Origin of the sequence: Bradyrhizobium sp. AZCC 2176 (assembly GCF_036924645.1) — a bacterium.
Lineage (GTDB): Bacteria > Pseudomonadota > Alphaproteobacteria > Rhizobiales > Xanthobacteraceae > Bradyrhizobium.
In genome coordinates this window covers 804,938-817,271 of sequence record NZ_JAZHRX010000001.1, presented here as the reverse complement: position 1 = coordinate 817,271, position 12,334 = coordinate 804,938, and the positions used below count along the sequence as shown (strand labels likewise).

At 62.5% G+C, this 12,334-nt stretch carries 16 protein-coding genes and 1 pseudogene; 10 read left to right on the top strand and 7 right to left on the bottom strand.

All coding sequences use genetic code 11. The features are described from left to right. The first annotated feature begins 16 nt into the window (after positions 1–16). Both V1288_RS03760 and V1288_RS03755 read left to right on the top strand, forming a co-directional pair. A complete protein-coding gene (locus V1288_RS03760; protein ID WP_334355792.1) occupies positions 17–232 on the top strand; it encodes a hypothetical protein in 216 nt (71 codons plus the stop codon). A 148-nt stretch (positions 233–380) separates the two neighbouring features. Beyond that, on the top strand, positions 381–536 hold the full coding sequence (locus V1288_RS03755) for a hypothetical protein (RefSeq protein ID WP_334355791.1): 156 nt from the start codon (positions 381–383) through the stop codon (positions 534–536). Here V1288_RS03755 and V1288_RS03750 read toward each other — a convergent pair. The 7 genes from V1288_RS03750 to pqqA all read right to left on the bottom strand — a co-directional run bounded on the left by V1288_RS03750 (position 533) and on the right by pqqA (position 5,646). Then, positions 533–1,201: a hypothetical protein gene (locus V1288_RS03750; RefSeq protein WP_334355790.1), complete on the bottom strand. Its 669-nt coding sequence runs from the start codon at positions 1,199–1,201 to the stop codon at positions 533–535. The genes V1288_RS03755 and V1288_RS03750 overlap by 4 nt on opposite strands. Before the next feature lie 12 nt (positions 1,202–1,213). Continuing rightward, positions 1,214–2,200, bottom strand: coding sequence for a prolyl aminopeptidase (pip, locus tag V1288_RS03745; RefSeq protein ID WP_334355789.1), 987 nt, complete (start codon positions 2,198–2,200; stop codon positions 1,214–1,216). Beyond that, on the bottom strand, positions 2,190–3,398 hold the full coding sequence (gene pqqE, locus V1288_RS03740) for a pyrroloquinoline quinone biosynthesis protein PqqE (protein ID WP_334355788.1): 1,209 nt from the start codon (positions 3,396–3,398) through the stop codon (positions 2,190–2,192). Before pqqE ends, pip begins: the two co-directional genes overlap by 11 nt. Then, a complete protein-coding gene (gene pqqD / locus V1288_RS03735) occupies positions 3,395–3,706 on the bottom strand; it encodes a pyrroloquinoline quinone biosynthesis peptide chaperone PqqD (protein ID WP_334355787.1) in 312 nt (103 codons plus the stop codon). Before pqqD ends, pqqE begins: the two co-directional genes overlap by 4 nt. A 6-nt stretch (positions 3,707–3,712) precedes the next feature. After that, positions 3,713–4,468 carry a pyrroloquinoline-quinone synthase PqqC gene (pqqC, locus tag V1288_RS03730; RefSeq protein WP_334361188.1) on the bottom strand — a complete coding sequence of 252 codons (756 nt, stop codon included), beginning with the start codon at positions 4,466–4,468 and terminating at the stop codon, positions 3,713–3,715. A 20-nt stretch (positions 4,469–4,488) separates the two neighbouring features. After that, positions 4,489–5,418, bottom strand: coding sequence for a pyrroloquinoline quinone biosynthesis protein PqqB (gene pqqB / locus V1288_RS03725; RefSeq protein WP_334355786.1), 930 nt, complete (start codon positions 5,416–5,418; stop codon positions 4,489–4,491). Between the two features lie 147 nt (positions 5,419–5,565). Continuing rightward, entirely contained in the window at positions 5,566–5,646 is an 81-nt protein-coding gene (gene pqqA / locus V1288_RS03720) for a pyrroloquinoline quinone precursor peptide PqqA (protein WP_035635412.1), read from the bottom strand. A gap of 306 nt (positions 5,647–5,952) precedes the next feature. Here pqqA and V1288_RS03715 point away from each other — a divergent pair, with 306 nt between their 5' ends. From V1288_RS03715 to V1288_RS03680, 8 genes and pseudogenes are all read left to right on the top strand, one after another. After that, entirely contained in the window at positions 5,953–6,210 is a 258-nt protein-coding gene (locus V1288_RS03715) for a DUF6894 family protein (protein WP_212420398.1), read from the top strand. 166 nt (positions 6,211–6,376) lie between these two features. Continuing rightward, on the top strand, positions 6,377–7,663 hold the full coding sequence (locus tag V1288_RS03710) for a PQQ-dependent sugar dehydrogenase (RefSeq protein WP_334355785.1): 1,287 nt from the start codon (positions 6,377–6,379) through the stop codon (positions 7,661–7,663). A 124-nt stretch (positions 7,664–7,787) separates the two neighbouring features. After that, positions 7,788–8,354 carry a c-type cytochrome gene (locus tag V1288_RS03705; RefSeq protein ID WP_334355784.1) on the top strand — a complete coding sequence of 189 codons (567 nt, stop codon included), beginning with the start codon at positions 7,788–7,790 and terminating at the stop codon, positions 8,352–8,354. 71 nt (positions 8,355–8,425) lie between these two features. After that, positions 8,426–9,817 carry an amidase family protein gene (locus V1288_RS03700; RefSeq protein WP_334355783.1) on the top strand — a complete coding sequence of 464 codons (1,392 nt, stop codon included), beginning with the start codon at positions 8,426–8,428 and terminating at the stop codon, positions 9,815–9,817. A 15-nt stretch (positions 9,818–9,832) separates the two neighbouring features. Beyond that, positions 9,833–10,309 carry a glutathione peroxidase gene (locus V1288_RS03695; RefSeq protein ID WP_334355782.1) on the top strand — a complete coding sequence of 159 codons (477 nt, stop codon included), beginning with the start codon at positions 9,833–9,835 and terminating at the stop codon, positions 10,307–10,309. A 17-nt stretch (positions 10,310–10,326) separates the two neighbouring features. Beyond that, positions 10,327–10,575 carry a DUF3297 family protein gene (locus V1288_RS03690; RefSeq protein WP_334355781.1) on the top strand — a complete coding sequence of 83 codons (249 nt, stop codon included), beginning with the start codon at positions 10,327–10,329 and terminating at the stop codon, positions 10,573–10,575. 124 nt (positions 10,576–10,699) lie between these two features. Beyond that, a pseudogene (locus tag V1288_RS03685) lies at positions 10,700–10,981 on the top strand (mandelate racemase); the annotation flags it as partial. Positions 10,982–11,236: 255 nt separating this feature from the next. Further along, positions 11,237–12,298: a hypothetical protein gene (locus V1288_RS03680; RefSeq protein WP_334355780.1), complete on the top strand. Its 1,062-nt coding sequence runs from the start codon at positions 11,237–11,239 to the stop codon at positions 12,296–12,298. Positions 12,299–12,334 lie beyond the last annotated feature (36 nt).

The following is a 12,334-nucleotide window of genomic DNA, read 5'->3' as shown; positions in this document are numbered from 1 at the left end:
CAAAGGAGAAATGCGCATGGCATCCCCAGCCGATCGGTCCCCACAGCACCATACCCAGAACATGAAGAAGCGCTTCCAGGAAACCATCACGCATTTGCGACAGGACATCAGCAAGGTCGATGAACCCCAACTGAAAGCGATGTTCGAGACTTCGGCGGAAGTTCTGACCGGCCTCACCAAGGCCTTCGACGATTACGAGAAGAAGAACGAAGCCGCTTGGCGCAAGCAGTGAGCTGGCCGATTGGACCGGTGCCGGAAGTTTCTTGCCAAATAGCAAACACCGACCGCTGGTTTGCAGTATCTCCCGTTAATAGGGCCTTCATTGGCGGTTCCTAGGATAGCGGCATTGCCACTTGTTCCCGCGCCGGAACGTCCCGATCATGCCGCCATCCACCAGTTCAACGTCGCGTGTCGAATTGCTCGATCTGCTACGTCCCGCGCAGCGTTGGGTCAGGGATTTCCTGTCGGGCCGTGCCGTCAGCTTTGGATGGCCGCTCAAGCTGCCGGCGGCCGCCAGCAGCGGCCGGGGCGCTTAGCCGCCGATATCGCTCTTCGTCAGATCCCACATCAGCCGGTAGATTCCGCTCGAGATCGTCAGCGGCTTCAATGCGATATTGCCGCTGAAGCGCAGCATGGCCGCGGGCAACGCGCCAACATCGGTCGCATCGATCAGCACGAACCAGTCGCCGGCGCCGGGGTTGGGCGCAGAGGGATCGTCGGTGATCGGCTTCGACAGCGCCGGGTCGCCTTCGATCAAATGCATGGAGATGATTCCGTCGAGTTGCGCCGGATCGAGTTGCTCGGCGAGCGCGGTGCGCAATTTGTCCTCACCGCCAGCCGAGGGACGCAGCCTGATGATGCCGAGCGCCGCACCGCGGCCGGTGCCGCGGCTGACCGTGATGCGCGCGACAGAACGGATCATGTTCCTGAAACGGGCGATGTTGGCCATCGACCATGCGGTCTGGTTCGAAAGCGCCGTGCGATAGGCCGGGCTGTCCAGCACCTCAAACGTTTCGGTCGAGTAGAGGCTGAGATATTTCGGGTTGCCGTCGTGGGCGACATAACGACGTGCTTCGAGGAAGCCTGCGATCGCCACGCGTTCCTCGAGATGTTCGCGGTCGTACCAGCGATTGAATTCGGCCTCGTCGGATGCATCGATGTTCATCGACGTCAGCAGCATGCCTTTACCGGCTATTGGCATTTTTCTTGATTCCTATTTGCCAGTTCTGGAAGCCATGTCCGCGATCGCCTTCATCACGGCATCACGGACACCGGAATCGTACAGCGTGTGGCCGGCGCCCTCGACGAAGCGGATCTCGGCCTCGCGCCACAGCGCGCCAAGCGCATGCGAGGTCGCGGGCGGGCACAGCAGGTCGTAGCGGCCCTGCACGATGATGCCAGGGATGCCTTTCAGGCTGCCCGCGTCGCGCAGCAACTGGTTGGGTTGCATGAAGCAGTTATTGGCGAAGTAGTGCGCTTCCATGAACGGCGTGGCCGGCAGGCCCCGCGATGAACTGAGCGCTGCCAGATCGAGGCGGGTGCGGTTCGGCGCGTGTTCGGAAAGAATGCGTTCGGTTTCGCCCCATGCCCGCGCTGCCGGAATATTCACGTCAGGATTGGGATCGAGGATACGGCGAAAATAGGTCTGGATCGGTTGTGCGCGTTCATCTTCGGGCAGCACGCTCAGGAAGTCGTCGTAAAGGCCGGGATAGAACCGCGGCAACACCTTGAGAAAACCGTTTTCGATTTCCTCTAATGTGCCGAGGAAGGTGGCGCGCAGCACGATGCCGGTGACGCGGTCGGGATGGGCCTGCGCATAGGCCAGCGCCAGCGTCGCGCCCCACGAGCCGCCGACGATCATCCAGCGTTCGAAGCCGAATTTCTCGCGGATCGCCTCCATGTCGGAGATCAGATGCGGCAGCGTGTTGGCTTCGCGGCAGCCCTTGGGGCGGCTGCGGCCGGCGCCGCGCTGGTCGAACAGCACCGCGTGAAAGCGTTCGGGATCGAACAGGCGGCGATGGTCGGGCTGGCAGCCGCTGCCGGGCCCGCCATGCAGATAGACCGCGGCAATGCCGCCTAGCCGGCCGACGCTTTCGACGTAGATATCGTGACTGTCGCTGACTGGGAACTGCTCCGACGTCAGCGGGGCAAACGGATCGGCGGGTTTGATGGATTTGCCGGCGTCGGCGTCAGGCGCCATGCTCGCCTTCCGTCTCCAGCGTGCCGCCGGCGAAATTGCGATAGAGGAAGCGGTCCTGGTGCGCGGCCGCCTCGCGTTCGGCCTGCTTGAAGATCTGCTCGTGCATCGGCGACAGCGTGCAGGCCGGATCGGTATTGCCGGCATCGCCGGTCAGCGCAAAGGCCTGGCAGCGGCAGCCGCCGAAGTCGACTTCGCGGAATTCGCAGCTCTTGCACGGCTCCGGCATCCAGCCGGTGCCGCGATAGCGGTTGAAGGCCTCGGAATTCTGCCAGATCCAGGCGATCGAATGATTGGACCGCACCGATTCGAATTTGAGCCCGGTGATGCTCTCCGCGGCGTGGCAGGGCAGGACCTTGCCCGCTGGCGAAATATTGAAGAACTGGCGGCCCCAGCCGCCCATGCATTTCTTCGGCCGCAGCGCGTAATAATCCGGCACGACATAGTCGATGGCGAGAATGCCCTTAAGCCGCACCACAGCTTCCTCGACGATGCGGCTGGTCTCCTCGATCTGTTCGAGCGTCGGCATCAAGGCGGCGCGGTTCTTCAAGGCCCAGCCGTAATACTGGACATTGGCCACTTCCAGCCGGTCGGCGTCGAGATCGACGGCCATCTGGATGATGTCGGAGAGCTGGTGCAGGTTCTGGCGGTGCATGACGGCGTTGACCGTCAGCGGCAGGTCGAGCTCGCGCGTCCATTTCGCGGCTTCGATCTTCTTCTCATGCGCGTTCTTCAATCCGGCGACGCGATCGGCCACCATGGGCTCGTTGCCCTGAAAGCTGATCTGCACGTGGCAGAGGCCGGCATCGGCCAGCGCGGAGAGTTTTTCCTTGGTCAGTAGTATCGCCGAGGTGATGAGGTTGCTGTACAGCCCGACGTCGGTCGCGTGCTGCACCAGCTCGACCAGGTCCTTGCGCGCGGTCGGTTCGCCGCCCGAGAAATGGATCTGCAGCACGCCGATTTCGGCGAGTTCGCTCAAGACCTTCTTCCATTCGTCGGTCGTCAGTTCGCTGCCGCCGCGGTCGAGTTCGATCGGGTTGGAGCAATAGGGGCATTGCAGCGGGCAACGGTGCGTCAGCTCGGCGAGCACGGCGAGGGGAATGCCGAACGTCTCCGCGGTCGAACGCTGCGATTCCAGAACCGCGAGCCCGTCACTGGGCGCGGCGCTGGTTGTTTTGCCATCTGCGAGAATGTCGCTCATGACGTCTTCTCACGCGCTTCGGTCAGAAAACCCTTATCGGCGAGGTCCTGCAGCATCCCGATAACGTCGGTCAGGATCGCCTCGCGCGCCGCGGCATATCTGGCGGCGAGCTGATCGGCCATATCGCCGACGCTGCGTACGCCGTCGCAGAGCTGCAGCACTTCCACCGCGATTTCGTCCGGCGCCAGCACGCGCTCCGGCGCCAGGATTACCCAGACCTGCCGCGTCTCATCGAATTTCAGCCGGGCGTGTCGCGGCAGTTTCGGCCGGCTCGCCTCGCTGACACTGATGTTGCGGCTCGCAGCCATCGATCACTACTCTCCTTTGGGCACGAACGCGCCGGGCGGTATATGGCCCTCGACATAGGCATGATACAGCGCATCGAGCTGAACCCATAGCACATTGGTCTTGAAGATCAGCGCGTTGCAGACCGCCTCGCGTTCCGCCGGCGTCTTCGCATTGGCCTTGACGTATTCCAGCGCGAAGCCCGCATCGCGCGGGGCCTGCGTCAGGCGGCGGCTGAAATAGGTCATGATGTCAGGATTGACGAAATCATAGTGCTGCAGCATGCCGGAAATGCGTTCCTCATGCAGGTTCGGCGCGAACAGTTCCGTGAGCGAGGAGGCGATCGCCTCCAGCGGCGTCTTGTCCCGGCAGAAATGCACGTAGGCTTCCACCGCAAACCGCGTCGCCGGCAGGATGCCTTCGGTCGATTCCACATAGGCGCTGTCGAGCCCGAGGCCTTCGGTCAGCTTGAGCCAGCGTTCGATGCCGCCTTCACTGTCCTGGTCGCCGTCGTGGTCCTCGATCCGGTGCCGCCATTCGATCCTCGTGGCGCGGTCCCGGAAGCGCGAAATCACCATCGCGTCCTTCAGCGGGATCGTGCTCTGGTAGAAATAGCGGTTCAGCGCCCAGGCCTGCACCTGCCCCTTGTTGAGCTTGCCGCCATGCAGCAGCCGGTGGAACGGGTGCAGGTTGTGATAGCGCGTCGCGCCGATGTGGCGGAGCATCGCTTCGAGTTCATCGGCATTGTTGAGCGTGATGCCCTTGCCGATCGAGTGGGCGGTCATTTCCGCCTTGGCCATGACATTCACAGCGTGATCTCCGTTCCATCGGCTGGAATCTGCCAGCCCGCTTGTTCCAGTTCCTTTCGCTCGTCCGAGCTGGAGAGCAGAGCGGGGTTGGAGTTGTTGATATGCAGGAACATCTTGCGGCCGATATCGAGGCCGGCAAGGCTCTCGATCGCGCCATGTTCGCCCGACATTGAAATATGGCCCATCCCTTGTCCCGTCTTGGTGCCGAGGTCCTGGACGATCAATTCGTCGTCGCGCCACACGGTGCCGTCGAAGAAGACCAGCGCAGCACCCGCTAGGCGCGATTTGAGTTCGTCGGTCACCCTCGCGCAGGCAGCCAGGAAATAGAAGTACCTGCCGGTTCCCTTGTCCAGAATCCGTAAGCCCAGCGTATCGCCCGCGGCATCGCCGCCCGCCGGATGCGCCTTGCCTTCGAGATACCACGCGCCCTTGCCGGGAACCGCGAAGGGAAGGATTTCCATGCCGGATGGGGAGCCGTCAGGCAGGGCGGGCTCGAACGCCCTGTCGACCTCAATCGGCCGCCGTTTCACGTTATTTTCGCCCAGCACGTTAAAGATGCTGTTGGATCGCAAAATCGCAAGCACCCGCTGATGCGCATAGAGCGTAAAGGGCGACCCCTCGCGCATCGACAACAGCCCTGCGACCGCGTCGACCTCGCCATTGGTCAGGACTACGCCGGCAATCGGGCTGTGCCGGAGCTGTCCGGCCTTGGGGTGAAGCTGCGGCGTCGCGATCAATTGCTGACGCAGGTCAGGCGAGGCGTTGATAAGATACCAGTGCGCGCCATCGGCGCTGACCGCGATCGAGGCTTGGGTACTGCGCAGCTCAGGATTGTCGCTTCGTGCCTTCACGCACACCGGACATCCGCAATTCCACTGCGGAACACCGCCGCCTGCCGCGGCGCCCAGGACGACGACGCGAAGCATGATCCGTCTCCTGGAGATTTCGGATTTGAAGACACAAACTGAATTACAAACGCCGCAAAGTGGACACCGGCGTCGGACACAGTCCCGCGATCGGGAACGTGTCAGGCCCGGAGGTCCACCTGCGTGAGACTATGAAACGCGCGCCGCTTACTTGCGGGTGGCACACATATACATGTTGATTTCCATGCCGACCGATACTTCGACGATTTTCGGCGCTTTCCAGGCCATTTGGCTCTCCCTTGCTACCCGGGCGATTCCACCCTTGCAGGTTAAGGTACTGCGGATCAAAAAGTTCGCCAGTTAAATCTTTTGCCTGGAACCCCATTTGTTTATGCTGCGTCGCAAAGAGATTTCACGGGGTTGTGTGGAGGACGTTGCTCAAAACAACGTGGGATCAAGCCTTTCGCGGTTGTTCGCGCCACCGCGAATGGCGATTCTGGGTATGACGGAGCGCAGCCGGCTCCGGATAAAGAACTTGTGAGATAGAGGCGGCCTCCGGTTGCGGGGCCATCAACCGGAGCCAGGTTTCAGCCGATGCCGAGATATTATTTCAACACCCGTATCGGCGACGAGCTGATCTCAGATCCCGACGGCGAAGTGCTTGTCGATCCCGATCGCGCCTGGGAAATGGCGCGCGCCATGATCCGGGAGCTGCTCAAGACCGACGGCGCCGATGGCGCGCTGCTGAGCGCGATCATCGAGGTGACCGACGACGACGGTGAAATCGTGCTGGAGTTTCCGTTCGCCGAAGCGATCCTCGACGCCCCCGGCGGCTCGGTCACGAAGCACTGACGTGCGATGAAGCCGGCCGCCGATTCGGCCGGCGCAGTTTCCGTGAAGCATGTTTCCGGTTGCGCTTCGACGGAAAAATATCGGAGATTGCCGCTCGGAAAGCCACCGGCGTCGGCACTGCCATGTGCCGCGTGTAGAGAACAGGCTTCCGCCAGGGAGAACACCCATGATCAGCCATTCGTCGGCACCGCGCAGCCTGTTGCTGGCCGGTGCCTTCCTCGGTGCCTTCACGCTCGGCGCCGCGGCCCAGCAGCCCGCCGCATCGCCACCTGCCGCCGACGCACCGCCTGCGGCCGCACCCGCGCTTCCGCCGGGATCGCCGTTGATGGGACGTCCCGCGGGCAACGAAGCCGCCGCCAAGCTCGCGCCGAATGCGCCGCCGCCGATTCCCGCGGCGCCGGACAAATTGCCGACGGCGAAGCTCAAAGTGCCGGCCGGCTTCAACATCGAGGTCTATGCCGCGGGCATGGCGAATGCGCGCTCGCTTGCCGTGGGCGACAAGGGCACGGTGTTCGTCGGCAGCCGCCTCGTCGACAAGGTCTATGCCATCGTCAACAAGGACGGCAAGCGCGAGGTCAAGGTGCTGGCCTCCGGCCTCTACCGTCCGAACGGCATCGCGTTCAAGGACGGCACGCTCTACATCGCGGAGCTGTCGAAGGTCTCCAAGATCGACAAGGTTGAAGACGTCATCGACAACCCGCCGAAGCCGACCCTGATCTACGACAAGCTGCCGAAGGACGAGGCCCACGGTTGGAAGTTCATCGGCATCGGCCCCGACAACAAGCTCTATGTTCCGGTCGGCCAGCCCGGCAACAACGTGCTGCACAGCGACGAGCACGGCCAGATCCGCCGGATGAATCTCGACGGTTCGGGCGCGGAAGTGATCGCCAGGGGCGTTCGCCAGACCGTCGGCTTCGACTGGCATCCGGTGACCAAGCAGCTCTACTTCACCGACAATGGCCGCGACTGGATGTCGGAAGACGTGCCGGAGGACGAGCTCAACCGCATCACCAAGGTTGGTGAACATTTCGGCGCGCCCTACTGTCTGCAGGGCAATATTGTCGATCCCGAATTCGGCTGGGGCAAATCCTGCAGCGAATACACCGCGCCGGTCGGCCTGCTGGGACCGCATTCCGCGGCGCTCGGCATGCGGTTCTACACCGGCAGCATGTTCCCGAAGGGCTACAAGAACGCGGCCATCATCGCGCGGCACGGCTCATGGAACCGCACCAAGAAAGTCGGCGGTGACGTCGTGATCGTCAAGCTGAACAAGGACGGCTCGATGAAGTCGATGGAGCCGTTCCTCACCGGCTTCCTCGAAGACAACAAATATATTGGCCGTCCGGTCGACGTGCTGCCGATGAAGGATGGCTCGCTCTTGGTCTCCGACGACTGGAACGGTGCGGTCTACCGCATCACCTACGGCAAGCAGAAGGTGGCGGGGAAGTCGTAGGAGAAGCGACGAACGCTCCACTTGGTCATTCCGGGCTGGTGCGTTAGCACCAGACCCGGAATCTCGAGATTCCGGGTTCGATGCTTCGCATCGCCCCGGAATGACGACGTACCGGAAATGGCTGATGCGTAAAACAATAACGGCACTGGCGTTTGCGTTGATTTCAACATGCGCACCGGCTGAAACCATCGAACAACGCATCGTGCCGTGTCTCGCCTGCCACGGCGAGAAAGGTCAGTCCGAGACCGAGAACACGCCCTCGCTCGGCGGCCAGCAGGCGCCTTACACCCTGATCCAGCTCTTCATGTTTCGCGAAAGGCTGCGCACCTTCGAGCCGATGAACGAAATGGCGAAGCCGCTCACCGACGACGATCTTCGCCTCTTTTCAGACTTCATCGCCAGGATACCGAAGCCCTCGCCGCCAGCGGAAAATGGCGATCCAGCGCGGATGCAGCGCGGGCAGGCGCTGGTGCAGCAGCACCGCTGCGACACCTGTCACAATCCCGATTTGTCGGGCAAGGAAAACGTCCCGCGCATCGCCAACCAGCGCCAGGATTATCTCGCCAAGACGCTTGCCGAGTACAAGGACAACAGCCGCCACGGCTATGATGCCAGCATGGCCGACGTGATGGCGCCGATCTCGCCAGAGCAGATCGCCGATCTCGCCTATTTCATCGCCCGTATGCGCTAAAATCCGGGCGGCGGCCCGCTGGCGCTGCCCTGCGCCCGGCGCTACAAGGGCGGCAACGGATGGAGTTTTGCATGCACGATCTATGGCGTCTGTCGGCTGCGGAAATGGCTTCGCTGATCAGGTCGAAGAACGTCTCGGCGAAGGAAGCGGCCGCTGCGGCGCTGGCTCGGTTGGACGCGGTCAACCCCAGGATCAACGCCGTCGTCGACCACAGGCCCGAGGACGTCCTGGCGCAGGCTTCCGCTATCGACGCTGCGATCGGGCGCGGCGAAGATGTCGGTCCGCTGGCGGGCGTGCCCGTGACGGTAAAAGTCAATATCGACCAGGAAGGCTTTGCCACCACCAACGGGCTGAAGCTGCAGCGCGACGCTATCGCAAAAAGCAACAGCCCGGTGATCGACAATCTGCGCAAATCCGGCGCCGTCATTCTGGGCCGCACCAACTGCCCGGCGTTTTCCTATCGCTGGTTCACCACCAATCTCATTCATGGCGACACCAAGAACCCGCGCGATCCCTCGATCACCCCGGGCGGCTCGTCCGGCGGCGCGGGGGCTGCGGTCGCGGCCGGCATCGGGCATATCGCACATGGCACTGATATTGCGGGATCGATCCGCTATCCGGCTTACGCCTGCGGCGTGCATGGCCTGCGGCCGACCATGGGACGTATTGCAGCTTTCAACGCGGCGCTCCCTGAGCGGCCGATCGGGCCACAGATCAGCGCCGTCTCGGGCCCGCTGGCGCGCACCGTCGGCGATATCAGGATCGCGCTGGCTGCGATGTCGGCCAGGGACTATCGCGATCCCTGGTGGGTGCCGGCGCCGCTCGAGGGGCCGGCGATGCCCAAGCGCGTCGCGATGTGTCTCAACCCGGATGGACTCGATCCCGTGCCCGAGGTGAAAGCCGCGGTCGCCGATGCGGGCAAGCGGCTCGCCCGCGCTGGCTGGATCGTCGAGGAGATCGCCAACACGCCGCCCTTGCGCGAGGCCGCCGATCTCCAGACAAAACTCTGGCTCGGTGACGGCTACGAGGCGCAACTGGAAGCGGCCGAGCGCGAAGGCGATCCCGGCGCGCTGGCCTGCCTGCGCGGCAACCGCGCCAAAGTGCATTCGTTCGACCTGTCGAAAACGCTGACGCGCCGCGCGACGCTGACCCGCGAATGGCTGGCGTTCTTCGAAAACTATGCGGTGCTGCTGATGCCGGTATCCGGCGAATTGCCGTTCCCCGATCAGCTCGACCGCAAGGACGAGGCGTCGTTTGCGCGCGTCTGGCATGCGCAATTGCCGCAGATCGCCATTCCCTTCATGGGGCTGCCCGGGCTAACGGTTTCGACCGGGCTGGTCGGGCGCATTCCTGTCGGCGTGCAGCTCGTCGCCAGCCGCTACCGTGAAGATCTCTGCCTCGCAGCAGGCGAGGCGGTCGAAGCGGGTGGAACACCGTCGGCGGCGATCGATCCCGCCGGCTGACTTCGAGAGAACGAGATGCCAGGCGTTTATGATTTTACGGCGCAGTCGCTCGCCGGCGACGAGGTGCCGCTGAAGCGGTTTGAAGGTCAGGTGCTCCTGATCGTCAACACCGCGAGCGCCTGCGGATTCACGCCGCAGTACAAGGGCCTCGAGCAATTGCAACGCGAACTCGCGCCGCGTGGCTTTGCGGTGCTCGGTTTTCCTTGCAACCAGTTCGGCGGGCAAGAGCCGGGCGACGCCAAACAGATCGGAGAGTTCTGCGAACGCAAATATGACGTGACGTTTCCGATGTTCGCCAAGATCGACGTCAACGGCAGCCATGCGCATCCGTTGTTCAACCACCTGAAGAATGAGAAATCCGGGCTGCTCGGTTCGTCGATCAAATGGAATTTCACCAAATTCCTGGTCGACCGGTCGGGCAGGGTGGTCGGGCGCTATGCCCCGACCGTGACGCCCGAGGGACTACGAAGAGAAATCGAGGCACTGCTGTGAGCGAGACCAACAAAGCGATGAACGACCAATTCCCCGACCGTCTCTCGGTCGATCCGAACAGCCCGTACTACAATGCCGAGATCCTCGCGCGCGACGTCGGCATTCGTTTCAAGGGTGTCGAGAAAACCAATGTCGAGGAGTATTGCATCAGCGAGGGCTGGGTGCGCGTCACCGCAGGCAACGCCAAGGACCGCTACGGCAACCCGCTGACGATCAAGGTGCACGGCCCGGTCGAGCCGTATTTCCGCGACAAGAGTTCGTCTTGACGCGGTCTTTCGTTCGTCATTGCGAGCGAAGCGAAGCAATCCATACCTCCGTACGCGTTGCTTGATGGATTGCTTCGTCGCTTCGCTCCTCGCAATGACGGTGGAGGCATAAGGGGCCAATCTCATGTCCGTCCGTATCGTCGACGTCTGCGAAATCACAAAACCGATCTCCTCGCCGATCCGCAACGCCTATATCGACTTCACCAAGATGACGACGAGCCTGGTCGCCGTCGTCACCGATGCCGTGCGCGACGGCAAGCGCGTGGTCGGTTACGGCTTCAATTCCAATGGCCGCTACGGGCAGGGCGGACTGATCCGCGAACGCTTTGCGCCGCGGCTCAAGGAGGCCGATCCAAAGACGCTGCTCGATGCCGATGGCGACAATCTCGATCCGGACAAGGTCTGGGACCTACCGGGCATCGGATTCGAAGGAGAATCCGATCTTTACAAGGAAATGAAGGCCCTGGCGGCGTAGCGGGCCAGGCAGTTCGGATTGCCGGATGGGTCTGCCAACGGATTGTTCACCAATTTTGTGAGCGTTGCTCAAATAATTCTTGAGCGTCGCTCAAGATTTGCTATACTCAGGTTTGTAACAGCCTTGCTCTTTTCTCGGGACAGCGGCGCGAGCCGCCGCACCCCCTTGCTCGGGATTGATAGTCACATGCAATATTCGGCGAAGGGTTTACGGGGTGCGGCAAGCGCCGGGGTGATCAGCCCGATTGATCTGGAGCGCCTGCTTGCCTTTCTGTCGGCCAGTGAGGCGCGAGAACCGGCCAACGGCGCAGGCCCGGCGAAGTTCGATGCCGCGCATCTGCTCTGGTACGCCGGCGCATTGATCGTGATCGGCGCCATGGGCCTGTTTTCGACCGTGGCGTTTTCGCAGATGGGCGGCGGGGCGCTCACGGCCTGCGCGATTGGCTATGCGATCGGATTTGCCGTGACGGGTCATTACCTCTGGCACCGAAAGAATTTGCGCGTTCCCGGCGGATTGCTGGTCGCCGTCGCGGTCTCGATGGCGCCGCTCGCGGTCTACGGCATCCAAGACGAGCTTGGCTGGTGGGGCAAGTTCGGCAAGCCGGGTACCGTGCACGACTTCTACGTCTGGATCAAAGGCAGTTGGGTTTTCATGGAGATCGCGACTGTTGCGGCCGGCGCTGTCGCGTTGCGCTATTTCCGGTTTCCCTTCATCGTCGCGCTCATCGCGGTCGCGCTCTGGTTCATGTCGATGGACCTGGCGCCATGGATCAGCGGTGTGGATCATCTCGACTTCGCGATGCGGCGCAGGGTGTCGATCTGGTTCGGATTTCTTGTCCTCGCCGTGGCCTGGACCGTGGACTATCGCGGCCGCAATGGCGACTTTGCCTTCTGGCTGCATCTGTTCGGGCTGCTGGCTTTCTGGGGCGGAATTACCGCCTCGAACAGCGCAACCGAACTGGGCAGGGCGGTTTATTGCCTGCTCAATGTCGGATTGCTGGCGCTTGCCGTGATCCTGATGCGGCGTGTCTATGCGGTGTTCGGTACGTTCGGCGTCTCTCTCTATCTCGGACATCTCGCAAACGTCGTATTCAAGAACTCGCTGCTGTTTCCCTTCTCGCTGTCGCTGATCGGAATTGCCGTGATCGCGGCCGGTCTCTTCTATCATCGCAAGGAGCGCGCCATCGCGGCCTGGCTCTCCGCCCATCTTCCCACAGCGCTATTGCGGCTGCGGCCCGCGTCCGCATAACGGCGCGGCTCGTGATGACGGCGGCGGTCCGACCGC